The sequence below is a fragment of the Clostridium tanneri genome (assembly GCF_033659955.1).
Taxonomy (GTDB): Bacteria; Bacillota; Clostridia; order Clostridiales; family Clostridiaceae; genus Clostridium_AM; species Clostridium_AM tanneri.
In genome coordinates this window covers 83,537-108,195 of sequence record NZ_JARUJP010000014.1, presented here as the reverse complement: position 1 = coordinate 108,195, position 24,659 = coordinate 83,537, and the positions used below count along the sequence as shown (strand labels likewise).

Sequence of the window (24,659 nt, the reverse complement as noted above, 5' to 3'; positions counted from 1 at the left end):
GAAACCTAGGAATTTGATTATTCCTATATAAACTGTAGGATGGAATCTTAATCCTCCCTTGTAAGGTCCTATAGCTCCGTTAAATTGAACTCTGAAACCTCTGTTAACTTGTAACTTTCCAGCATCATCAACCCATGGAACTCTGAACATGATTTGTCTTTCTGGCTCGCAGAATCTCTCTAAAAGATTTTCTTCGATGTATTCTGGATGTTTTTCAAGTACTGGTCCTAATGAAGCTAAAACTTCTTCAACAGTTTGAAGGAATTCAGGTTCATTACCGTTTCTTTTCTTAACGTTTTCAATTACTCCATTAATGTAACTAGTTACTTTTTCATTAGTCATTGTTTTCAACCCCCAAATAATTAATCTATAATTTATTGAAAAAATATCTGTAATTTATTGCTCGCCTTTATAATACTACAATTTAAAATTAATTTAAACGTATACATTCAATTTCGATAATAATTAATGTTTTAGGTTAATTTTGCCTAAATTTATTGTGCCTGATAATGTTTACAGCCTTATGCGGATTATAAATTTAAGGTTGAAAAATGTTATTGACTAAATTTTTTAGGTGAAAAATAGATTATTGCCTATTAATCTGTTATAATCTTTTATGATAGGTTAAACTTTAAAGGTTTGATTGTTATTTATTAAACAAAGTTAAGAGTATTATCCTATTAATTAATTAGTTAGAGAGGTGTCAATATGGATAGTTTAGATATTAAAATACTAAAATTATTACAAAATAATGCCAGAATTACAGCGTCTGAAATAAGTAGTAGAGTTAACCTGTCTGTTCCAGCAGTAAGTGATAGGTTAAGAAAACTGGATGCCTCTGGAGTAATAGAAAAATATACAATAATCATCAATGGAAAAAAACTAAATAGAAATTTAGCAGTTATCATGTTTATTACTTTAGAATCTCCAAAATATACTACTAAGTTCTTAGAAGCAATTCAGAAAGAGGATGAAATAATAGAGTGTCATTATGTTGCTGGAGATTATGATTATGTATTAAAAATCATTACAGAAAATACAGAAACTCTTGAAGCAATTCTAAACAAAATTAAAGGTATGAGCGGAATTGCAAAAACAAAGACTACCGTTACTTTATCAACTATTAAAAATAATTATTCTATAATGCCAAAGGAAGAAGACTATTTATAAGTACATTAATTTATTTAAACCTCCTATGAAAATATAGATAATTTTCAGCTACAATAACTGGAACTTTTAGGAATGTTAATTTTTTTATTAACAAAATTTAAAAAAACATTAAAATTTAACGATTCAACTAGATAAAGTTCTAAAAGGGTTAGACGATAATAAACTATGAATTTATTGGATACATAGTTATATGTTCCTAAGGAGGGTGTTTAAATGAATAGGAAGAATATTAAGTTAATGATTTTAGCAGTTTTAGTAGCAACCACCTTTTCAACAGGTACTGTATTAGCGGCTAAACCGGATTTCAGTGATAAAAAAGGGGCTAAGGTCCAACAAAAAGAGGAGAAAGACAATAAAAAACAGGACAAAGCTAATAAAAAAGTTTCAAAGGAAGCACGTATAATTGATCAAAGGTTAGACCATATTGAAAAGACACTATATAAAATCAATGAAAAGATGGATAGTTATTTTAATAACATAGAGGAGCCTGCAGAAACAACTACTGGAAGCTCAATAGATGGAACTTTAGGACAAAATGATGAGGCTGCAGAAGCAGACAGCACAGAGAAATTAGAAGATACATCCAAGGAGGATGCAATTGTTGATTCAAATGATACAGAAAGTACAGATGAAGCAAGTGTATCAAATAGTGATGAGGATATAGAAAATTCTTCAGAAGTAGATGCTGATGAGCAGGATTTAAGTGATGATTTTGAAGAAGAGTATGAAAATGAAGACGAAGAAACTAATAATAGCTTTTACGGTAAGCTAAATGCTGTTATGAATAGACTTAATACTGTGAAGAGACAGCTTGGCAGAATATCTACTGTAGATAATCCTCAAATAGCTGAGTTAAACACTAGAACAGAAGCTTTAGTGAAGGAAGTTCAAGAGTCAATTAGCAAGCTAGGAACTATACAACAAAAAAAGGTTGATGCCTTAAAGAGCAAAACAAATAAAAAAGTAATGGAAGAAGAAAAAATTGATGCAGCTAAAAAGAGCTGGAAAATAAGATTTACTAAGCAGATAAATCCAGATACTATAAATTCAGAAAATATATCTGTTATAGATTCTAAAAACAATGTAATAGATGCAGAAGTATCCTATAGCTCAAATACTAATGAAGTTATTATTGAAGTTAAGGATGGATTTAAAAAAGGGGAGAGTTATTCTATTCTAATTGGAGATAACGTTAAATCTGCCGATGGTAAGAACCTTACAACCTCTGTGCAAAAAGACTTTAGTGTAAAGTAAAAGATATTCAAATATAAAAATGTCCTCTGGGAATATGTACCCAGAGGACATTTATATTCTAAGCTTATATCCAGCTCCCCAAACAGTTTCTATGTATTGAGGATTAGAAGGAGATGACTCTATTTTTTCCCTTATTCTTCCAATGTGTACTGTAACAGTGGAAGTATCTCCAAGGGCATCTAAACCCCAGATTTTTTCAAATAACTCATCTCTGCTGAACACTCTGTTAGGATTTTCAGCTAAATAAAGCAGTAAATCAAATTCCTTTTGAGCTAGGCTAATTTCCTTACCATTTACAAAGGCCTGCCTTGAGTCCTTAACTAATTCTAAGCCTCTTATGATTATTCTTTTAGTTTTAACCTTTGAGGCAAATTTACTCTTTATTCTCTCATAGTTTTGAATATGAGATTTAACTCTAGCTACCAGTTCGCCAGGGCTGAAGGGTTTGGTAATATAGTCGTCAGCACCTAGGGTAAGACCTTTAATTTTATCAATTTCTTCTTTTTTAGCTGAAACTAGCAGAACAGGAATGTCTTTAATATCCTGAATGCTTCGTAAAATACTAAAGCCGTCAACTTTAGGCAGCATAATATCAAGAATTAATAAGTCAAATTCATTTTCTTTTATAGCATTTAGACCTTGTACTCCGTCTGTGCATATAGTAACTTCAAAACCCTCCAGTTCTAAGTAGTCCTTTTGAAGTTCAGCTATACTTAGGTCATCTTCAACTACTAAAATTCTTTTCACACAATCATCCCCAGTTCAAAGTTATTTTTACCAGTAACACCTATATACTGGTATAGAACAAATATGATTAGAGGTCTTTTACCTTTGCTAATGATAGTATTATACTAGTCCCTTCACTACCATGACCTACAGCCCATATTTTCCCTTTATGTCCTTCTACGATTTGCTTTGCAATGGCAAGGCCCAATCCGCTTCCTGTTGTGCCGCTTCGTGCTAAATCAGCTCTATAAAATCTATTAAATATTTTGTTTGCGTCATCCTTATGGATTCCAACTCCGTTATCCTTTATTTCAACTATAATACTTAGATTGGTTTCTCTCAGCAAAATATCTATTTGCCCTTCAGCTTTATCCATGTATTTACGAGAGTTATCAATAATATTAACAATAACTCTTCTCATTCTTTCTCTATCTATCATAACATACTTTGAGTTTTGAAGAGCATTATGTAACTGTATGTGAATGTTGGATTTTTCCAGCTCTGGACCGCTTTCATGGATGCAATAGCTAAAGTATTCAACAATATCTGTCTTTTCATAGTTAAATGGAATTTGATTTAAATCCAGTTTGGAATATAAAAGCAAATCATCAATCATAATATCAATTTGTTCTGCTTTTGAATAGATAGTTTTTAAATAGCGGTCCTTTTTTTCAGGAGTATTTGCTACGCCGTCTAAAATACCTTCTACATACCCTTTTATAGAAGTTATAGGAGTTTTTAAATCGTGAGATATACTAGAAATTAACATTTTTCTATTGTCATCATATTTCATTTTCATACGGATAGAATCTTTAAGCTGTACTCTCATTTTTTCAAAATCTGCACACAATTCTTTAATCTCATTGTCACCGATCTCCATAATTTGAGAATTTAAATCACCTTTACTGATTTCAGCGGTAGCTTTTTTTAATTGACCTATAGGGCTTACTATTCTTTTTGAAAAGAGATAGGACATAAACAAGTTGGTGCCTATAAAGGAAATAAAAAAAATACCTAAAACTACTAGTATAAACCTCCCAAAGATATTCGGTTCCTTTCCAACGGGAGCTAATAATATTACATTACCTGTAGACTCATCTTTAAAGGTAAGTGAAGCAGCTTCAACCATATAAGAGTCATTATTTATTTTTACTACATTTTTTAAGGTCTCATCTTTTACAGTGTCCAAGGATTTTTCTATGTCGATTTTATTTATATCCTTTGTTCCAAATATAACTGTATTATTTTTTACTATTAAAATCTCACCATCAATATTAGAAAGTTTTCCATATAAGTACTTTTGAAACTCAACATCCTCTAAATGTTCAGGATTTGACCTAGATAAATCTTTTATCGTATTTAATAATTCGTACCTTGTAGCAGCCAGTTTTCTAAAGTTATCATAATTAATATTTGTATTAAAAACCTTTGATGATACAAGTACAAATATGAAAGCCGTTAAAGCGGCAACTATAAAGGGTGTTATAACAGTTATGGTATTAAAGATAATCATACGTTTTTTTACTTCCATTTTTTCACCTTATATCACTTATAGAAATTTTAAAGTTTGGTATAAAGGGCTGCAGTTCAATTGACCTACTATTCTAAAACTCTTTCTTGTCAAACAAGTAATAGCTTCCTGTAAATAATAGTATAACATAACTAAGCAACATCATAAACTGACGTAGAATTTTTATAAAGGAAACATCACTAATAATCCATAGGTTATACCAGTTCATCATGCTTGTAAACAATATGCCAGAATAACTGGAAAAAACAATTCCTAAAGTTTTGAAAACCATAAATAGAAGAATAGTTACAAAAAATACACTTATTCCACTTTTTAATATGTTTGTAAAAAGTACAATGAATAGTACTAAAACCATCATAGGAAGCAAGGTTACTAAGTAAGAAATTATTATTTTTATAATATCTAAAGCTTTGAAGGAACTTGAATTAAAAATAAAGCTAGCTATAGTTGAAAAAAACATCACAAATATTAGGTTAACTGCTACAAAGAGCATTACAGCAGTAATCTTTGCAGTGAAAAATTTTAATCTGGTGATTGGTCGTGTTAGTGCAATCTTCATGGTGTTTTGTGAATATTCTCCGGAAAAAGCATCTATAGTTACAAGGGCTGTAAATAGAGGAAGAATTGTATTTACTACCACAGAAAGTACTAGTAGCGGAAAATCTGTACTAGAAACTCCGCGAACACCAAAGCCACTTCTTAAGCCAACAATAGATAGTTGACCTAACACTATAAAAAGCAGTGATACTATGGCTGCCACCAAAACTTTCTTTTTCTTATATAGTTTTTCAATTTCATTAATTAAAGCTGCTTTAAATCCTACCATTTCTTTCTACCTCGCTTATAAAGTAATTTTCAAGGGAAGCATAGCTATTCAGTATATTTTTAGTACTGTCTACATTTAGCATTCTTCCATTATATAAAACACCAATACTTGTACAGGTTAACTCAACATCGTGAATAAGATGGCTGGAGATAAAAAAGGTTGTGTTTTCTTTCTCTGCAAGATCCTTTATAATATTCCTCATTTGAATCATACCTTCAACATCTAGACCATTTAAAGGCTCGTCTAGAATAATCACTTCCGGTTTAGACAATATTGCAGCGGCAATTCCAAGCCTTTGTTTCATTCCTAAGGAAAACTTCTTTGGCTTTTCATCCTTATATTTTAATAGCCCGGTAAGTTCCAAGACTTCTTCAATTCTATTATTGTCGATATCTTTATAGTATCTTGAAAATTGTTTTAAGTTTTCAAAGGCTGTTAAGTAAGAGTAAGATTCAGCAGTTTCTATGATGCAGCTTACTTTTTCCATAGCTAATTCAAATTCTTCTGAAATGCTGTGGCCTAAAATTTTAACATCACCACTATCTGGTTTTATAAGACCGGTCATGATTTTCATTGTTGTAGTTTTTCCTGAACCATTAGGTCCTAAAAATCCAAAGATATCTCCTTTATGTATATCTAAGTTAATATCACTTATACCTCTTCCGTTTTTGTATAACTTAGATAGATTTTTAATCTCTATTACTTTTTCCATTTTAATACCTCCAAGCTTAATAAGCTATTCTTTGGAACAACTGTCTAGCGTAAGTTTTTAGATTAAAAGTTAATTAAGATAGGTTTTTATTTACCAAAGGCTATCTTATAGTTAATAGTTGCTAAAACAGTTAACTATACAGAAGATATTAGTAAACAAAAACCAGTTCTTAACTAAACTTAGAATTTGAAATATGTTTTAATCAAAGATTCTGCTGAACTGACTGTCAGATAACATATTACTATTCATGTTTTGATTTATACTAAAGTTTACTTTTGCTGAATGTTGGTCAATATAAATGTCTCCCTTTATATTATTGCCAGAAGAGGTAGAAGCAGTAAATGGTGCGTTAAAGTGGTCTTCTCCAAATTTTCCGCTAAATTTGAAGTCTTTTTTGTTACTTCCATAGGATTCAAAGCCTTTTGCATACTCTTCATAGTATCTTCCACTAACAGAGGTTTCATTTATCTCTTGAATATCCACAAATTTTTCACCTATCTTTTGGAACTTTCCATCCTTTTCAATTAAGATGTCAGTCTTATATTTTCCTATAAATTTTTGTGGGTTGGATAGCTTGCTATAATCTTTTTCTACAGTTTTTTCTACAGTTTTTCCTGAAAGGTCAGGTTTCTTAACAGAGGTAGAGTTAACATTAGATACTTTACCTAATAGTTCAAAAGTTATAGTATGCTCCTTTCCAGCATCATCTTTACCGGAAATTACACCAGTTCCAAGAACACTTTGTATTAATCCATCTTTGCTTGTCACCATTTTTCCTTTGATTTCTTTTACAAATATGTCCTTTGTTATTTTAGGCAAATAGCTTTCACTACCACGGCCGTTGCCAAATTCATTCTTAGATTGGAGTGATACTATTGCATTAATTAATGCTGGTATTTGTGATTCATTTAAGGTTCCAGATAACTCCTTACTGCCATCAGGATTTTGAGTTACAATGACAGAATCCTTTAAATTACCTACAAGGGCATCAGCTATTCTTTCCACATCTCCAGCTTGTTTTTCTTTAAAAGGATTTTTGAAAGAGTGATTTTCTTGGGGGCTTGTATACTCAGTAACATAATAAACATTTTGGTCACTGTTTTTACCTATATAGTTATTCTTATCAACGTAGGAATAATTTTCTCTTTTATTAGGTCCATCAGTAGAAGTAGATGTAGTTTCATAGGCTTGTTTCGAAACATCATACTTGCCCAAACTAGTTTCTGAAGAAACTACAGTACCATTACTCTTTACAACAAAAGACATATCCATAGTATAGTTTGAAACTTTACCAGTAAGACTATCCGCTGTATATTTAACAGAATCCTTTAATTGATCATATCCACTCTTAGATACTACTTCAGCCATAGCTGTAGAAGCAAACATTACAGTTCCTACAGCAAAGCTTAAGAACATTGCTGTCTTTTTCTTTAATTTCATTTTATAACATCTCCTTTTAATTTGTTTGTATATGAAGGCCTTTCATAATACTATTTTAAAATCTATATCTCTATTTTCTATAAACTAATTATAAACAAAATATAAACTTTTAAAGTAATACTAGGGATGCTTTAATATTTTGGTAATAGCATCTTTACACTTAATAAAAGAAAAGGAACAGTTCAGCATTATACTAATACTAGTGAAAATGTTGAACTGTCCTTCTTATTTTAAGCCCTATTTTTCTCTACAAAGCTATCTATTATTTGAACTAAATTTTCTATTTCAGGTTTGCTCATTTGAGCATCAGCCCCTACAGATACCCCTTTATGAACTAAATCGTCAGTAATTAGGGAAGAAAAGATTATTACTGGCAGCTTTTTTAAAATATTATGCTCTTTAATCTTCCTTGTCAGTGTATGACCATCCATTCTAGGCATTTCTATGTCTGTTATGAGAATCTGTACATCCTCTATAAATCTATCATTTTTCTCTTCAACCAGCTTATATAGATAATTTATGGTTTCCTCACCGTCATTGAAAAGTTTTAGGTCAGTAAAGCCTGCTTTGGTTAAGGTATCCTTCAACAAAGCTCTTATTAGAAAAGAATCATCTGCCAACATAAGTTTAATGTGAGATCTATCCTTATATTCAATATCCTCAATTCTATCTTCACTTATACCTACCTTTGGATTTATATCCGTAACTATCTTTTCGAAATCTAATAGGAAAAGTATCTTATTTTCCATCATTATATTTCCTATAACTAAAGTATCTGCGAAAATATTATCAGGCTTAGTTATTCGGTTCCATCCGATTCTATGAGTACCGATTACCTTATCTATACTAAAAGCTACTCTAGATTTATTGAATTCACATAATATTATATTGTTTTTTTCATGAAGTTCAGAGTTTCCTTCTAGTACATACTTTAAGTTAACAAGAGGTATTATTTGATCCCTAATTAAGGTAACACCAGCTATGGAAGGGGGAGCTTGAGGAAATCTTGTTAGGTTGTCTATTTCCAAAACTTCCTTAACTTTTATTACATTTATTCCATAATGCTTGTTATTAATTACAAACTCTAGTATTTCTACTTCTCCAGTTCCGCTTTCTAATAATATATTTGTTTCCATGATTTATCACCTCTTTTTAAAATTTGAGTGCATACAAATGTTTCCAAATAATGGTTATTCCTTAAAAAAATTTCTTCTAAACTTATTATACATTATACTCTTCTATCTTTCCATATTATTCGATGTATGTAAATACAGCATCCATCCAATAATATAATTATGCTTAGGAAAAAAGGGGAGATAACTATGAAAAAAATTACTGAGAGAACCTATAGAAGCGAGAAACAATTTAATAAAGCTTATAAAAAATTAGCAAAGAAGGGATTTAAAGTTTTAAGAAACTTTGAAGAGGATGGAAAATATATAGTGGAATATCAAACAAGAGATTAGTTCTAAGGTATACTTTTCTATATAAAATAATTAAGAGGTAAAAAAGCTTTACCTCTTAATCTTATCTAACTTTATAGCAGCTCTTTTTCCCAAGATCTATATAAGGGATAAATTCTAGAAAATAATTCTTCTATAGCTTCCATATATTCTGAGGTGTTGTCAGTGGATTCCTTTATCATTTCTAATTCTAACTGAAGGGTACCGGTTAAGTACTTAAGTTCCAAGAAATTAATATTGATAATAATACAATCTCCATAGACACTGTTTGTTAAAAAATACATAATATCATGAAGCTTATCATTAAAGTCTTTTAAATAGGTGGATTTTTCAAAATCATAATCCTTTTCCACCTTTGAAATAATTTGTTCATTCATAAGTATTTGCTTATAAACACAGCTGATAAGATGGTCTATCTCATTGGCAGTAATCTCTAGTTCTCTTCTTTTATAGGCTAAATCATTTTCGGTAAATATGTCTAAATCATCATTAGTTTCTTTAAAGTTATCTTTATTAATTTTTCTACTGAATTTCTTAAATTCAATTACTTTTCCCATAATAACTCCTTCAAAATATAAGGTTTATTCTTTAAATGTATATTATAAAATTTAGTTTTGAATTAAATTATAACATAAAACTATAGAGGGTAAAATGAAAAGAAATACAACTTGACTACAATATACAGTTAAGAGCAAAGAAAATTTCGAAATAAATAGAATTATTTTAATAACTACAAGGAAAAATAGAATATAAGTAAAATTTATTATCTATAAGAGAATTTATAAACTTAAGGTTTTAAAATAAAGTCTCTCATTAGAAAAGGGTTTATAGGACATGTAAAAAAGAGGAGGGGATTTGGTGAACAAGGGCGATAGTATAAAGGTTATACCTTTAGGAGGTCTTGGAGAAATAGGTAAAAATATAACGGCTATTGAATATAAGGATGAAATCATGGTTATAGATTGTGGAATATCTTTCCCAGAGGAAGATATGTACGGTGTTGATTTAGTAATACCAGATATAACCTATTTGGTAAATAATGCAGATAAGGTGAAGGGGATTTTTTTAACCCATGGACATGAGGATCATATAGGCTCGTTACCTTACTTTTTAAAGCAATTAAATATTCCTGTTTATGGTACGAAGTTAACATTAGGAATAGTAGGGATAAAATTAAAAGAACATAATCTACTTTCAGTTTCTGAATTAAATGTGGTAAACCCAGGGGACACAGTAGAGCTAGAAAATATAAAGGTTGAATTTATAAGAAATACTCACAGCATAGCAGATTCCTGTGCGATTGCTATCCACACACCAGCTGGTATCATATTACATACCGGTGATTTTAAAATAGACTATACACCTATAGATGGTCTTGTTATGGACTTAAAGCGTATTTCAGATTTAGGAAAAGAGGGTGTACTGCTACTTATGGCAGATAGTACAAATGTAGAACGAAAAGGCCATACTATTTCTGAAAAGGTAATAGGAGACACCCTAACTAGAATTTTCTCTAAAGCAGAAGGAAGAGTTATAGTGGCAACCTTTGCTTCCAATATACATAGAATGCAGCAAATCGTTAATGCTTCTATAAAATATGGAAGAAAAATAGCTTTTAGTGGAAGGGGAATGGAAAATATATCACAGGTAGCTATGGAACTTGGATACCTACACATACCGGAGGGATATCTTACAACGGTAGATAAAATACACAATTATCCTAATGAGCAAATAACAATAATCACTACAGGCAGCCAGGGAGAGTCTATGTCTGCCCTTGCTAGAATAGCTTTTTCAACACATAGAATGATTAGAGTTGAACCTAAGGATTTAATTATTATTTCTGCTTCTCCAATTCCTGGAAATAGAAAATTTATCTCCAGAGTAATTAACCAATTATTTAAAAAAGGTGCTGATGTTATCTATGAGGCTCTAGAGGAAGTGCATGTATCTGGGCATGCTTATCAGGAGGAATTAAAGTTAATTCACACCTTAGTTCGTCCTAAGTATTTCATGCCAGTTCACGGTGAATATAAGCATTTAATTCACCATTCTGCTTTAGCACAAAAACTAGGTATGGAAGAGAAGGACATATATACTTTAGAATCTGGCCAGGTATTAGAAGTATCTGAAGAAGAGGCTAAGATAACAGGAAATGTTCCAACTGGTGCCATACTTGTAGACGGACTTGGTGTTGGAGATGTAGGAAACATAGTTCTTAGAGATAGAAAACACCTAGCACAGGATGGTATTTTAACAGTAGTGGTTACTATAGAAAAAGAAACTTATAGTTTAATTGCTGGTCCTGATATTATAACCAGAGGTTTTATTTATGTAAAAGAATCAGAAGAATTAATTTATCAAGCAAAATCAATTGTTAGAAGAGAATTGGAAAGAAATTTAGATAATAGGATAACAGATTGGTATTTGCTAAAATCCGGTATGAAGAGGGAAATAGAAAAATTCTTATATGAAAAGACAAAAAGAAGACCGATTATTCTTCCTATTATTATGGAAATCTAATGTGTAAAATAATTTAATAGTTCTTATTTAAAATCCAGTAGAAACTCAATATAAGAGCTCTACTGGATTTTTTCTAATAGTGGTAATAAACGAGAAAAATAACATTATTTGTCTAAGGAAAACTTTGAAATTTTCTGACAATTAGTCATTTATTTTCTAGTTGTCAATATATAATATAAATAACCATATTAAATTTCTAGGAGGATTCTTAAATGAAAAGTAAAAGAACTATTTTACTTGTTCTTACCGCAGCTTTGTTGTTATCGTCAAAACCAGTTTTTGCCCAAGAGCTAAATAGCAGCAGCAATTTATCCACCTCTACATCAGCAGTAGTTATGGACAAGCTTGTTATTGTATCTGAAAAGGATAAAGCAAAGATATCTCAAGAACAGGCAAAGGATAAAGCAAAAAAAATACTAGCGGATTACTTTGAGTTAAATATTGATGAAACAAGATTTCGGACAGAGGTGAATTTTAGCTTAAATGATTTTCAAGGACAGAAAAAAAGTGTTTGGAACATACATTGGTATAATAATGATGAAGATAAACAAGTTAACGTCAATGTTTCTGTAGATGGAACTACTGGAAAGATACTTAATGTTAACAAATATGAATTTAGTCAAAAGCAAGGGTCTCAACTACTGGCAACAATTACGGAAGAACAGGCAAAAGAGATAGGAGAGAATTTTCTTAAAAGAATAAATCCAGAAGAATTTAAGGAAATCAAACTTTTCAAGGATAAAAATTCTATTCAATACTATGGAATGACCAACTATTCTTTTCACTATAACAGAACTATAAAGGAAATTCCTTTTGAGGGTAACTACATTAATTTAGGAGTAGATGGAGTCAGTGGAAAAGTTACATCCTATGAAATTAACTGGGATAGTGACCTAAAGATTCCTGGTGAAGAAAAGACTATAGAACAAAAGGCTGCAGAAGAAATATTTAATAAAAATACGGAAATGGATTTAAGTTATAATAACTATCCTGGAAGACCTAATGGTGCAGAGGAAAATAAAACAAAGCTTGTTTACATCCAGAATCCAACCTCTCCATTTTTAATAGATGCAGTAAGTGGGAAAGAACTAAACTGGAATGGACAGTCAATTCAAACTATAAAATCCAGAAATATAACGGAAGCGCAAAAAGAACAAATATTTAAAGGTGGAAAACCAGTGGTGACACTAGATAAAGAGATAAGCAGTGAACGTGCTACTGAGGTAATAAACAATAAGCTTAAAGAATTATGCGGTGATGGATATGAGATTCAATCTATAAACTATAGTGATCAAGAATATGGTTATATGGGAAGAGGAATGAAAATCTGGTCTGCAAGTTATGTAAAAAAAGGAGCAAGTTCTAATTACTTACCAGCAGAAGGGCAAATATCAATAAATGCTTTAACAGAAGAATTAGTCAGAATAGATAAGTTTAATTATAATGAAAAAGTAGATGAAAACTTTACGCCTCAGCTTACTTGGGAAAAGGCTTACGATAAAGCAATAGAATTTATAGCTAAAAACTGTCCTCAAAGAATCAAGGAAATAAATACAGAACAAAAGGATTATAATAACCAAAGCTATAGCTATCCAGAAGATTATGCTAGAAAATATATAACTTTTAATTTTGGAAGAACAGTAAACGGGGTAGCCTTCAATAATAACGGTGTACCTTATAACAATGATGGTATAAATATTACTTTAGATACTAAAACTGGAGAGATAAATTCTTTCTCATATATGTGGCAGGATAAATTAGAATTACCAACAGCGGAAAAAGTTATAAGTAAAGATGAGGCGAAAAAAATATTTCTAGAAGACAACAAGCCAACCCTTACATACCTTCTTTTTAATGGGGGTAAGGTTGATTCTAACATGAAGCTTGTATACTCTATTGGCAATAGGTATTCACCAATAAATGCTGTTGATGCAGCTAACGGTAAATTACTAAATCTTTATGGGGAAAATATTGATAACAATTTAGAGACCTTTAAAGCAGCAGTTAAAGGTACTGCTGTGGAGAAGGAGGCTCTAATCCTAGCATCTCAAGGTATAATAGATACTAAGGATTTTAAATTGGATTCTAAAATTACAAGGCTTCAGTTAGTTAAAATATTAGTTAATGCTAAAGGATATGACCCTTATTTAAAGGGAATGAATGAGCTTAGTTTTAGTAGTGGTACAGGAGATAAGGAGTCTATTGACTATAAATATTTACAATTTGGAGTAAGATATGGCATAATCCAAGATAAAAGGGAAGAATTTAAAGGAGATGAACTAGTTACAAGAGAGGAAGTAGCTGCAAGTTTAATAAAGCTGTTAGGCTACGATAAAATAGCTGAGATTAAAGGGCTATTTAATGTGAATTATACCGATAAAACCACAATTGCTGAAGATAAAGTTGGATATGTTACTTTAGCTGGCGGTCTTAAGCTTTTGGAAGGAAGCGGCGATGGGAAATTCAGGCCAAAGGATACTGTAACAATGTCTGAAATAGTAAAAGCTGTGTACACTGCTCTAGGAAACATACAAAAATAGTGAAGTAAAGGGAGGATACAAAATTTATGTATCCTCCTTGTTATTATAATTTAAAAGCACTTATTGCTATAAGTGTTGAACAATTAAGGAAATAATGTAAAATATAATATAAAGTTCATGAACATAATAGTCTTGTAAAGTAGTGAAAGGAGAATAGATGAAATGGAGTTTAATAATTTTAAAGTAGAAACCTTTATTCCAGAGGGGTACCTGAAAGATTTAAGACGAAATCTTAATGACATAGGGGCATTGACCATAGGTGGTAACTACGATAACTGCATGTCAGTGTCTAAAGTTACAGGATCCTGGAGACCTTTGAATGGTGCGAATCCTTTTGAAGGTGAGGTAGGAGAAATTTGTGAAGCAGAGGAATGTAAAGTAGAATTTTGCTGCAAAAAAGAAGTTTTGAAGAAAGTCATTGAAACTATAAAAAAAGTTCACCCTTACGAAGTTCCTGTTATAAATACAATTCCAATTCTTAGTCCTAATGCTGTAATAGAATATTTATAAAAAAACAAATCCGCTCTTTTCTATAGGCGGATTTGTTTTTTATAATTCTCTGATTTCTTTTTTCATCAAGTGTAATGTTCCTGTCATAAAAGTCATTCCAGAAATAATAATAGCGGCAATAGCAAAAACTATCCAGGGATATATAGAGGAATTTATACCATAAATACTAATAATTTTTCCACCAATGAAATTTCCAAGAGCTGTTCCAAAGCCAGAAATCAGGCTGGCAACACTAAAATAGGCGCCGATTAAATCAGCATGAGCAAATTCACTGGTTAGACTATCTGTAGTGGGAAGCATCATCATCTCACCAATGAGGAAAATTATAGCACTAAAAGTAAGAAAGAGAAAGTTACTAGATAACCCAATTAAAAATATACCGGCTCCAAAGAATAATACTGACCAAGATAATGATGTAAAAGGACCAAATCTTTGAAGAATATATTTTGAAATAAATCCTTGAAAAATTATAACAATAATACTGGTGATAGTCCAAATGCTTCCTACGATCTTTCCATTATTTAAAACCGCTTCTGCTCTTAATGGTAGCAAAAGGGTTAGCTGTGCATATACAGCGGATATAAGAAGAGATATTATTGTAAAAATTATAAAAGATCTATTTTTAAAAATGAGGGAATAGCTGTTTAATGGCAACTTAGGACATTCCCTCCCTCCACAGTCCTTAGGAAGAAATATCCAGGTTACCAATGCTAAAAGTAAAAATATAGCTGCACTAGTAAAAAAAATAAACATCGATTGTTTATTTGAAAGAAATAAAATGAGAAGTCCAGCAATGCATACTCCTATATTTGCTGCTATTCCTCTAAGTGAAAAAGCAGTAGTACGACCTTTAGAGGAATCAGAAGCAATAGAAGCTATAGCTGCTCTTACTGTTGGCGCATAGGTGCCTCCTCCAATTCCATTAACAATAGAAAAAATAAGTAGGAGAAAAAATGTGTTACTTATGCCGTAACCAAAAAGTGCAGAGGACTGAAATAACGCTCCTATAACCATTGTTGTCCTATTACCAACTCTATCAGATAAAAAACCACCAAGTACACTACCTAACTGTGATGCTAATGAACCCACTCCAATTACTAATCCAATTTGTGCTGCAGTAAGCCTTTTTTCTGAGCTAAGTAAAACAGGAAATATTGGAGTGATTATATAAATTCCTATATGTAATATAAGTATAGATAACAGCAAAATTAAAATATCACGATTTAGAGACATTTTTGGGATTCCGTACTTCATTATTTCACCTCATCTATTAAAAGTTAATAATATTATGTGTTTAATCCCATTAATTTATTTTTATCTTTCATAATTCATAAAAGGAGGCATTCAGCAGGAAGAAAAAATATACCCTATATAAAAGACGGGTTTTGTCTTCTATACAGGGTGTATTTTTTCTACTTGCTTTTCTTATTTTTTGAGAAGTAAATAGCGGCGATAATTATAGCTAAAATAAATAAAGGAGCTCCAAAGACCAATTTAAGTGCAAAGGAAAGAACAGCAACGGCTATAACAATAGGCAGTATAGCTGCCAGCAGCGGAAGGGCTAGTACACTCACAAAGAAGCCAACTATAAAAAATATGGCAAGGGATATTAGGATTATTAAAGTGAACATTAATTTTACCTCCAAATTTCTATAATAATTTTATGTGATAAGAAGCTATTAAATTCATACTCTATATTTAAAAGTTAGATATAAATTTAAACTAAATATCTTTGGTATGAGTTAAATTATACTATATAATAGGTATATGTTAAACCTTTAATATTGTGCAAAAAAATATTATTTCCTTCAATTTAAAGAAATAATATAAAATAGCTTGCTTTTTCATTAAAAATCTACCATTGAAGCGGTAATACTATAAAGTATATCCTTAACTTGAGCTAAAAACTTTAGATAAACAATAAAAAAGTGAACAATAAGGTCATAAATTCATTACTTTAGGTTATCTCTAAGTAAATCTCTTATTTCTGCAAGGAGTCTTTCTTCCTCAGAACTTTGAAGTTTTTCCTCCTTCTTTTCCTCTTTTTTCTTGAATCTGTATATAGCTTTTACAAAAATAAAAATAGAAAAAGAAATTATTAAAAAGTCTACAACAGATTGAATAAACTGACCATATTTAATTGCTGCTTCAGATGCTCCACCTTTGGCAGGGCGAATTACAAACTTTAAGTTGGTAAAGTTTATTCCACCTAATAAAAGTCCTATAACAGGCATAAGAATATCATTTACTAGGGAGGTGACAATTTTGCCAAAGGCACCACCTATAACAACTCCAACTGCTAGGTCAATTACATTTCCTTTTACTGCAAATTTCTTAAATTCTTCAAACATAAGTTCCAACTCCATTAATATTATTTTAAATTTACTTAAATAGAGTTTGAAGATTTGAAAATAATATACTTGAATTTAAGAGTATTTAGTGTTAAAAGGTGAAAATAGTCAAAACTATGGTATTATGAATAGGAAGGTTGCGTAAGATAGAAGTATAGGTTTAGATTTGATTATAACTTTAAAAATTAGATATAATTTTGAAAGGAGATAAATATAGATGGAAATACAAAAATACATAGACCATACAATATTAAAACCAGAGGCTACTGAGGAGGAAGTAACAAAGCTGTGCAAAGAGGCAAAAGAGTATAAATTTGCATCTGTTTGTGTAAACCCATACTATACAGCTTTAGTTAAGGAAAATCTAAAAGGAACAGGTGTAAAAACTTGTGTTGTTATTGGCTTTCCTTTAGGAGCTAATACTAAAGAAGTTAAGGCTTTTGAAACTGAAAATGCTATTGGCAATGGTGCTGAAGAAGTTGACATGGTAATAAATATAGGTGCCTTAAAGGATAAGAAATACTCTGTTGTTGAAGAGGATATTAAAGCAGTTGTAGATAAAGCAAAGGGAAAGGCCTTAGTTAAGGTTATAATTGAGACCTGCCTTTTAAGTAGAGAAGAGATTATAAAGGCTTGTGAGTTATCGGTAAAGGCTGGGGCTGACTTTGTAAAAACTTCAACAGGCTTTAGCAGCGATGGTGCAAAAGTAGAGAATGTAGCTCTAATGAGAAAAACTGTAGGAAGTGGAGTAGGGGTTAAGGCCTCTGGTGGAATAAGGGATTTCAAGACAGCGATGGCTATGGTAGAAGCTGGTGCTAATAGAATAGGTGCCAGTGCCGGAATAAAAATAGTAGAAGAATCTACAAAGTAATAAGATTGTTTGAACTAAAGAATATAGTTAAAATAAGACTATATTCTTTTTTATTCGGGAGATTTCCTTTTAGGATAATATGAATATAGTCTGTCTTTATAATTCTTATTTATTGTGAGAAATATGAAATATTCTAGTAGATTTAATTCACATAATGATTGACTTTATTTAATTAAATTGATATAATACAAAAGTAAAATTAAATATTTGCTTCTTATCAAGAGCGGTGGAGGGACTGGCCCTATGATACCCGGCAACCCAAAAGCATATTGTGCTTTTAATGGTGCTAAATCCAGCAGGTTTTACCTGGAAGATGAGGAGAGAGGTATAGACTTCTTGATTTATCTCCAAGAAGTTTTTTTTATTGTCCAAAATTAAGTGAAAGCTTATAATAACTTGCCGATGATTGATAGTTGTGAATGTTTGGAATTAATACAAAAGAGGAGGAACTCATAATGATTGAAGGTAAAAAAGGAAATCCGTGGGCGTTATTGCCTTTCTTTGTTTTCGTAGCAGTGTACATAATTTCAGGAATTGTAACTAATGATTTTTATGCCCTTCCAGTTACTGTGCCATTTTTGTTAGCGGCACTGGTAGCCCTAGCTATGAATAAAAGGGAAAGTTTTAATGCTAAACTTGAGAGATTTTGCCTAGGGGCAGCAGATACTAATATTATATTAATGTGTATAATATTTATATTAGCTGGTGCCTTTGCTCAGGTAGCAAAGGATATGGGAGCAGTTGATTCAACAGTTAACCTTGGACTTAGTCTATTGCCAGGTAACATATTGATTGCAGGAGTATTTGTCATCGCATGTTTTATTTCTACTTCTATAGGAACTTCAATGGGAACAATTGCCGCAATAGCTCCAATGGCAGTAGGAATAGCTGCCAAGACCGGTGTTCCAGTAGAGCTTGCTTTAGCAGCAGTGGTAGGGGGATCTATGTTTGGGGATAACCTTTCAATGATTTCAGATACAACTATAGCTGCTACTAAGACTCAAGGCTGTGAACTTAAGGATAAGTTTCGAGTTAACTTTAAGATAGTTCTTCCAGCAGCTATTTTAACTACAATAATACTTGCTGTTATAACAAGTGGAAATGAAATTTCCTTAACTGGGGCCTATAGTTACTCATTAGTTAAAGTGCTGCCATATATTTTCGTTTTAGCAGGTGCTCTATTAGGCGGAAATGTAATCCTAATATTGATATTTGGTACAGTATTTTCTGGTGTTGTTGGAATTGCAACAGGTGCTTTTAATATAGTAGGTTTCGCTCAGTCAGTGGGCAAAGGCATTACAGGTATGTCTGACCTTGTTATTATGTCCCTTTTAATAAGCGGAATAGTAGAATTAGTTAAATACAATGGTGGTATTGACTTTATCATTGATTTTATTATAAAAAGAATTAAGAGTAAAAAAGGTGCTGAAATTGGCATATCTGTTCTTATAAGCATAGTAGATGCATGCACAGCAAATAATACTATAGCAATTGTTATGGTGGGACCTTTAGCAAAGGATATTGCCGATAGGTTTGGCGTGGACCCTAGAAAAACTGCTAGTTTATTAGATACTTTTTCATGCTTTGTACAAGGAATTATACCTTATGGAGCTCAAATACTAGTTGCTGCAGGTGTAGCAAAAATATCACCAATTTTGGTAATGAAATATTTATATTATCCATATCTTATGGGAATATGTGCCATTATTGCTATTTTAACTGGGTTACCAAAGTTAACACCGATAAAAGAAAAAATAAATTTGGATAATGAGCAAGTTGCTTAGCTGAAAAGGGGAGGTTCCCCTTTTTACTTTTTGGATAAATATCATAGAATTTGATAAAATAAATAATATGTACTATAATAGCTATTGCAGTTAATTATTTCTAAAATTATCTATAATAAAACCATAGATTTTTATCCAATGACTACCCGCTCTAATACTCCCTCTTATCTAAGATTACGTTCCGAGCGGCTACGTCCCTGGATTCGTTCAGCTAAGAATCAGATGGAGTTGAAACTCCATCTGATTCAAGTTTCCACTTCATAAATCAAAGGAGGAATTTATATGAAAGATCCTAGAATAATAACTTTAGCAAAAAATTTAATTAACTATTCTTGCAATATTCAAAGGGGTGAAAAGGTTTTAATTGAAACTATAGGTACTCCAAATCCTTTAACCCTTGAGCTTATAAAACAAACCTATCTTGCCGGTGGAATTCCTTTTGTAACAAACAAACTTCCGGAGGTGGATAGAGAATTATACATGAACTGCACTGAAGAGCAGTTAGAGATGATGGCTGAATATGAAGCAGCGAGAATGGCTGACATGGATGCCTATATAGGATTAAGAGTGCCAAGTAATTTAACAGAAACTTCTGATGTACCAGGTGAAAATATGTCTCTAATGATGAAAAAGTTTTGGCAGCCAGTACATGGGGACATAAGAGTTCCAAAGACAAAATGGGTAGTGTTAAGATATCCAACAGCAGCAATGGCCCAGGCAGCAGGTACTAGTACAGAGGACTTCGAAGATTTTTATTTTAATGTTTGTAATTTAGACTATGGAAAAATGTCAGAAGCTATGAATCCACTAGTAGAACTAATGAACAGAACAGATAGAGTTCACATAAAAGGAGAGGGAACAGACTTACGCTTTTCTATTAAGGGACTTAATGCTATAAAATGTGACGGAAAGTTAAATATCCCAGATGGAGAGGTTTATAGTGCTCCAGTTAAGGATTCTGTGAATGGATACATTACATATAACACACCAGCAGTTTATAATGGATTTACCTATGAAAACATAAGGTTGGAATTTAAGGATGGAAAGATAATTAAGGCCACTGCAAATGATACTGAAAGGATAAACAAGGTATTTGACACAGATGAAGGGGCTAGATATGTGGGCGAATTTGCAATAGGAGTTAACCCTTATATATTAAAGCCTATGAAAGATACTTTATTTGATGAGAAAATTGCAGGCTCAATTCACTTTACGCCAGGAGCGTCCTATGATGATTGCTTTAATGGAAACAAATCTTCAGTGCATTGGGATTTAGTGTATATTCAAAGACCAGAGTATGGTGGTGGAGAAATTTATTTTGATAATGTTTTAATAAGAAAAGATGGAATTTTTGTAGTGGAGGAATTAAAAGGATTAAATCCTGAAAACTTGAAATAAGTAAATGGTGGGGAATACTCCACCATTTTTTAATATTGTGAAAAGTTTTACAAAAACAGATTTATATAGTAAAATTAACTTTATAAAAAGCAAACGAAGGAGAGATAAAAATGATTTTAGAAAATGAACAAAAGGTATACGATGTCCTAAAAGAACTAGGTATTTCTTATACAAGGTATGAACACAAGCCTGTTTATACTATAGAGGAACTTGATGAAGTAGACATAGATTTTCAGGGAACCCACTGCAAAAATCTTTTTGTTCGTAACAAAAAAGGAGATATTCACTATTTAATTGTAGTAGAAGAATCAAAAAAAGTAGATTTAAAAAAACTTGCTGAGAAAATAGGAAGTACTACTTTAAGCTTTGCTTCTGAAGAAAGACTACTTAAAAACTTAGGGCTTAAGCCTGGCTCTGTTAGTCCCTTTGGAGTGATTAACAATGAAGATAAGAAGGTAAAAGTTATCATAGACAAAGATTTATCAAAGTTAGAATATATAGGTGCTCATCCTAATGTAAATACAGCCACAGTTGTATTATCTTTTTCTGATTTAGAAAAGTTTCTTAAGTGGTGTAAAAACGATGTCAAATACATAGAGCTTTAGAAATAAATTAGAAGCTGAGGGGTTACCTCAGCTTCTATAATAACCATTAGTCTTATTCTTCTTCCTCATCTGTTGCCGCAGCTTCTAAAATTGCTTCTGCTTTATCAAAGGCATTAATATACATTTGCTTAATTTCGCTGATTAATGGGTATCTTGGGTTAGCTCCTGTACATTGGTCATCGAAAGCCTGCTCTGCCATCTTATCAAGATTAGCATAAAAAGCTTCTGTCTTAACTCCTGCCTCATGTATTGATTTTGGCATGTTTACCTTAGCTTTTAGCTCATCAATAGCTTCGATTAATAATTCTACTTTTTCCTCATCAGAATTTCCACCTAAGCAAAGGGTATCCGCTATCTTAGCGTATCTAGCTTTAGCGTTTGGATATTTATACTGAGGGAAAGTACATTGCTTTGTTGGAGCATCTACTGAATTAAATCTTATAGTTTCGTTGATCAATAGTGCATTAGCTACTCCATGAGGTACGTGGTGAGTTGAGCCGAGCTTATGAGCCATTGAGTGACATACACCTAAGAAAGCATTAGCAAATGCCATACCAGCTATACAGGAGGCATGAGCCATTTTTTCTCTTGCTACTATATTAGTCTGACCTTCATTATAAGCATGTGGAAGGTATTCAAATATTATTTTTACAGCTTCTAATGCTAGTCCATTAGTGAAATCTGTTGCTAAAGCGGATACATAAGCTTCAACAGCATGAGTTAAAGCATCTATACCAGAAGCAGCAGTTAAACCTCTTGGCATACCCATCATTAATTCAGCATCAACGATAGCCATATCTGGAGTTAACTCATAATCTGCTAATGGATATTTAACTCCTGTTTTTTCATCAGTTATAACTGCGAAAGGAGTAACCTCTGAACCAGTACCAGCGGATGTTGCTACTGATATCATCATAGCCTTTTCGCCCATCTTAGGGAAGGTGTAAACTCTTTTTCTAATATCCATAAATCTCATTGCTAAGTCTTCAAATCTTACTTCTGGATGCTCGTACATTACCCACATAATCTTGGCAGCATCCATAGCTGAACCACCGCCAACTGCTATAATTGTATCTGGTTTATAACTTGCTAACTGCTCGGTACCTCTTCTAGCTGTTTCTAAAGTTGGATCTGGTTCTACATCAGTAAATACTTTATAGTCAACACCTATTTCACTAAGAATTTTTGTAACTTTATCTACATATCCAAGTTCAAAAAGAACCTTATCAGTTACTATAAATGCTTTTTTCTTTCCAAGGGGTTTAAGTTCTTGTAATGCTACTCCAAGACTTCCGTATTTAATGTAAACCTTTTCTGGAACTCGAAACCAAAGCATATTTTCCCTTCTTTCAGCTATAGTTTTTATATTTATTAAGTGTCTAGGTCCAACGTTTTCTGAAACAGAGTTATTACCCCAGGATCCACAGCCTAATGTTAATGAAGGAGCTAGTTTAAAGTTATAAATATCTCCTATAGCACCCTGTGATGAAGGCATGTTAATTAAAGTTCTGCCTGTTCTCATAGCAGCAGTAAACTTTTCTACTTTATCCTTACAAGCCATCGCATTAACATACAATACTGATGTATGACCCAGTCCTCCTAATTCAACAAGTCTTGCAGCTTTTTTTACAGCATCGTCAAAATTCTTAGCTCTATACATAGCAAGAACAGGGGAAAGTTTTTCGTGGGAGAATGGCTCTTCTAGCTCAACGGACTCTACTTCTCCTATAAGAACCTTTGCACTTTGAGGAACAGTAACTCCTGCCATTCCAGCTATTTTGTAAGCAGGTTGTCCAACTATATTTGCATTAATGTTGCCATTAACTAATATTACTTTACCAACCTTTTCTACTTCATCTTCCTTTAGGAGATAAGCACCTCTTTCTTCAAACTCTTTTCTAACTTCATTATAAACGGAATCTGCAACTACAACGGATTGTTCAGAAGCACATATAACTCCATTATCAAAAGTTTTAGAAAGAAGTATTGAGTTTACAGCCATTTTTATGTCAGCACTTTCGTCTATAATGGCAGGAGTATTACCAGGACCAACACCAATTGCTGGCTTACCGGATGAATAAGCAGCTTTAACCATAGCAGGACCGCCAGTTGCAAGTATTATATCTGCCTCTCTCATTATAACCTGGGATAGTTCAACTGTAGGTTCATCTATCCAACCAATTATACCTTCTGGAGCTCCAGCTTTAACTGCTGCATCAAGAATTAATTTAGCTGCAGCTATAGTTGATTTCTTAGCTCTAGGGTGGGGGGAGAATATTATCCCATTTCTGGTTTTTAGTGCCAACAAGGACTTGAATATTGCAGTTGAAGTTGGGTTAGTTGTCGGTACAACAGCAGCAACTACTCCAATTGGTTCTGCAACTTTAGTAATACCAAAACCAGCATCACAATCTAGAACTCCACAGGTTTTATCGTCCTTATACTTATTGTATAAATATTCAGAAGCAAAGTGATTCTTTATAACCTTATCTTCAACTATTCCCATACCAGTTTCTTCGACAGCCATCTTTGCAAGTGGAATTCTTGCTGCATTTGCAGCCATAGCAGCTTGTCTAAAAATTTCATCAACCTGTTCTTGAGTGAAAGTGGAAAATATTCTTTGTGCAGATTTTACCTCCTGTAATTTTTTCATTAATTCCTCAACATTAGTTACTCTCATGTATAACACACCTCTTTCTAATTACTTTTAAAATTAATTCAATAATTTTATGATTAGCACCTGGATTGTCCAGTGCAATTTAGTAAAAATTCAGACAAACTAAAAATTTCTGAATTTTACGGCTATGAATAATATTATGCAATATTATCCATAGTCTGTCAATTACTTTTTTACCACTTTGTAGAAAATATTAATATTATTTCATAAGAAAAATGTTTTTATGGGAAAATATTAAAATCTTTAAGTTATAATGTAGAATTTTAAACGTATGTTAA

General features: G+C 32.0%; 22 protein-coding genes and 1 riboswitch. Of the genes, 10 read left to right on the top strand and 12 right to left on the bottom strand.

All coding sequences use genetic code 11. The features are described 5' to 3' along the window. A partial coding sequence (locus tag P8V03_RS12720) for a Glu/Leu/Phe/Val dehydrogenase dimerization domain-containing protein (RefSeq protein ID WP_318798378.1) occupies nt 1–342 on the bottom strand: 342 nt, incomplete at its 3' end. Between the two features lie 366 nt (nt 343–708). Here P8V03_RS12720 and P8V03_RS12715 point away from each other — a divergent pair. Next, nucleotides 709–1,170, top strand: a complete 462-nt coding sequence (locus tag P8V03_RS12715; RefSeq protein ID WP_261670305.1) for an Lrp/AsnC family transcriptional regulator — start codon at nt 709–711, stop codon at nt 1,168–1,170. Nucleotides 1,171–1,383: 213 nt separating this feature from the next. Further along, the gene (locus tag P8V03_RS12710) at nt 1,384–2,424 is read left to right on the top strand and encodes an Ig-like domain-containing domain (RefSeq protein WP_318798377.1); all 1,041 of its coding nucleotides are present in this window, start codon (nt 1,384–1,386) and stop codon (nt 2,422–2,424) included. A gap of 51 nt (nt 2,425–2,475) precedes the next feature. Here the strand turns inward: P8V03_RS12710 and P8V03_RS12705 are convergent, their stop codons facing one another. The 6 genes from P8V03_RS12705 to P8V03_RS12680 all read right to left on the bottom strand — a co-directional run bounded on the left by P8V03_RS12705 (nt 2,476) and on the right by P8V03_RS12680 (nt 8,795). Then, nucleotides 2,476–3,171: a response regulator transcription factor gene (locus P8V03_RS12705; protein WP_261670303.1), complete on the bottom strand. Its 696-nt coding sequence runs from the start codon at nt 3,169–3,171 to the stop codon at nt 2,476–2,478. Nucleotides 3,172–3,238: 67 nt separating this feature from the next. Continuing rightward, nucleotides 3,239–4,681, bottom strand: a complete 1,443-nt coding sequence (locus tag P8V03_RS12700) for a sensor histidine kinase (protein WP_318798376.1) — start codon at nt 4,679–4,681, stop codon at nt 3,239–3,241. Between the two features lie 73 nt (nt 4,682–4,754). Further along, the gene (locus P8V03_RS12695; protein ID WP_261670301.1) at nt 4,755–5,507 is read right to left on the bottom strand and encodes an ABC transporter permease; all 753 of its coding nucleotides are present in this window, start codon (nt 5,505–5,507) and stop codon (nt 4,755–4,757) included. Beyond that, the gene (locus P8V03_RS12690) at nt 5,494–6,219 is read right to left on the bottom strand and encodes an ABC transporter ATP-binding protein (RefSeq protein WP_318798375.1); all 726 of its coding nucleotides are present in this window, start codon (nt 6,217–6,219) and stop codon (nt 5,494–5,496) included. The genes P8V03_RS12695 and P8V03_RS12690 overlap by 14 nt, the downstream gene beginning before the upstream one ends. Before the next feature lie 198 nt (nt 6,220–6,417). After that, nucleotides 6,418–7,659, bottom strand: a complete 1,242-nt coding sequence (locus P8V03_RS12685; RefSeq protein ID WP_261670299.1) for a hypothetical protein — start codon at nt 7,657–7,659, stop codon at nt 6,418–6,420. Between the two features lie 230 nt (nt 7,660–7,889). Further along, nucleotides 7,890–8,795 carry a chemotaxis protein gene (locus P8V03_RS12680; RefSeq protein ID WP_261670298.1) on the bottom strand — a complete coding sequence of 302 codons (906 nt, stop codon included), beginning with the start codon at nt 8,793–8,795 and terminating at the stop codon, nt 7,890–7,892. 186 nt (nt 8,796–8,981) lie between these two features. Between P8V03_RS12680 and P8V03_RS12675 the strand changes: the two genes are divergently transcribed. Then, nucleotides 8,982–9,125 (top strand): hypothetical protein, encoded by a 144-nt coding sequence (locus tag P8V03_RS12675; protein ID WP_261670297.1) that lies wholly within the window; start codon nt 8,982–8,984, stop codon nt 9,123–9,125. Between the two features lie 71 nt (nt 9,126–9,196). On the opposite strand, the gene P8V03_RS12670 is transcribed toward P8V03_RS12675, so the two are convergent. Continuing rightward, nucleotides 9,197–9,679, bottom strand: coding sequence for a hypothetical protein (locus tag P8V03_RS12670; RefSeq protein WP_261670296.1), 483 nt, complete (start codon nt 9,677–9,679; stop codon nt 9,197–9,199). A gap of 298 nt (nt 9,680–9,977) precedes the next feature. On the opposite strand from P8V03_RS12670, the gene P8V03_RS12665 reads away from it, so the two are divergent. From P8V03_RS12665 to cutA, 3 genes are all read left to right on the top strand, one after another. Further along, a complete protein-coding gene (locus tag P8V03_RS12665) occupies nt 9,978–11,645 on the top strand; it encodes a ribonuclease J (protein ID WP_396125082.1) in 1,668 nt (555 codons plus the stop codon). Between the two features lie 212 nt (nt 11,646–11,857). Further along, nucleotides 11,858–14,185: a DUF4901 domain-containing protein gene (locus tag P8V03_RS12660; RefSeq protein WP_261670294.1), complete on the top strand. Its 2,328-nt coding sequence runs from the start codon at nt 11,858–11,860 to the stop codon at nt 14,183–14,185. A 162-nt stretch (nt 14,186–14,347) separates the two neighbouring features. Next, nucleotides 14,348–14,695, top strand: a complete 348-nt coding sequence (cutA, locus tag P8V03_RS12655; protein ID WP_261670293.1) for a divalent cation tolerance protein CutA — start codon at nt 14,348–14,350, stop codon at nt 14,693–14,695. A gap of 39 nt (nt 14,696–14,734) precedes the next feature. Here cutA and P8V03_RS12650 read toward each other — a convergent pair whose 3' ends face one another. From P8V03_RS12650 to mscL, 3 genes are all read right to left on the bottom strand, one after another. Beyond that, complete coding sequence (locus tag P8V03_RS12650; RefSeq protein WP_318798374.1) at nt 14,735–15,949, bottom strand: MFS transporter; 1,215 nt, start codon at nt 15,947–15,949, stop codon at nt 14,735–14,737. 158 nt (nt 15,950–16,107) lie between these two features. Continuing rightward, nucleotides 16,108–16,326 carry a hypothetical protein gene (locus tag P8V03_RS12645; RefSeq protein WP_318798373.1) on the bottom strand — a complete coding sequence of 73 codons (219 nt, stop codon included), beginning with the start codon at nt 16,324–16,326 and terminating at the stop codon, nt 16,108–16,110. A 321-nt stretch (nt 16,327–16,647) separates the two neighbouring features. Further along, nucleotides 16,648–17,055: a large-conductance mechanosensitive channel protein MscL gene (mscL, locus tag P8V03_RS12640; RefSeq protein ID WP_346432509.1), complete on the bottom strand. Its 408-nt coding sequence runs from the start codon at nt 17,053–17,055 to the stop codon at nt 16,648–16,650. Nucleotides 17,056–17,263: 208 nt separating this feature from the next. Between mscL and deoC the strand changes: the two genes are divergently transcribed. The 4 genes from deoC (at nt 17,264) to P8V03_RS12620 (ending at nt 21,704) form a co-directional block, all read left to right on the top strand. After that, nucleotides 17,264–17,917 carry a deoxyribose-phosphate aldolase gene (gene deoC, locus P8V03_RS12635; RefSeq protein WP_318798371.1) on the top strand — a complete coding sequence of 218 codons (654 nt, stop codon included), beginning with the start codon at nt 17,264–17,266 and terminating at the stop codon, nt 17,915–17,917. A gap of 211 nt (nt 17,918–18,128) precedes the next feature. Continuing rightward, a riboswitch (SAM riboswitch) is annotated at nt 18,129–18,237 on the top strand. Between the two features lie 135 nt (nt 18,238–18,372). Beyond that, a complete protein-coding gene (locus P8V03_RS12630) occupies nt 18,373–19,701 on the top strand; it encodes a Na+/H+ antiporter NhaC family protein (protein WP_318798370.1) in 1,329 nt (442 codons plus the stop codon). Between the two features lie 282 nt (nt 19,702–19,983). Then, nucleotides 19,984–21,099, top strand: a complete 1,116-nt coding sequence (locus P8V03_RS12625; RefSeq protein WP_318798369.1) for an aminopeptidase — start codon at nt 19,984–19,986, stop codon at nt 21,097–21,099. A 113-nt stretch (nt 21,100–21,212) separates the two neighbouring features. Next, complete coding sequence (locus P8V03_RS12620; protein WP_428978976.1) at nt 21,213–21,704, top strand: prolyl-tRNA synthetase associated domain-containing protein; 492 nt, start codon at nt 21,213–21,215, stop codon at nt 21,702–21,704. Between the two features lie 52 nt (nt 21,705–21,756). Here P8V03_RS12620 and adhE read toward each other — a convergent pair whose 3' ends face one another. Continuing rightward, entirely contained in the window at nt 21,757–24,384 is a 2,628-nt protein-coding gene (gene adhE, locus P8V03_RS12615; RefSeq protein ID WP_318798367.1) for a bifunctional acetaldehyde-CoA/alcohol dehydrogenase, read from the bottom strand. Nucleotides 24,385–24,659 lie beyond the last annotated feature (275 nt).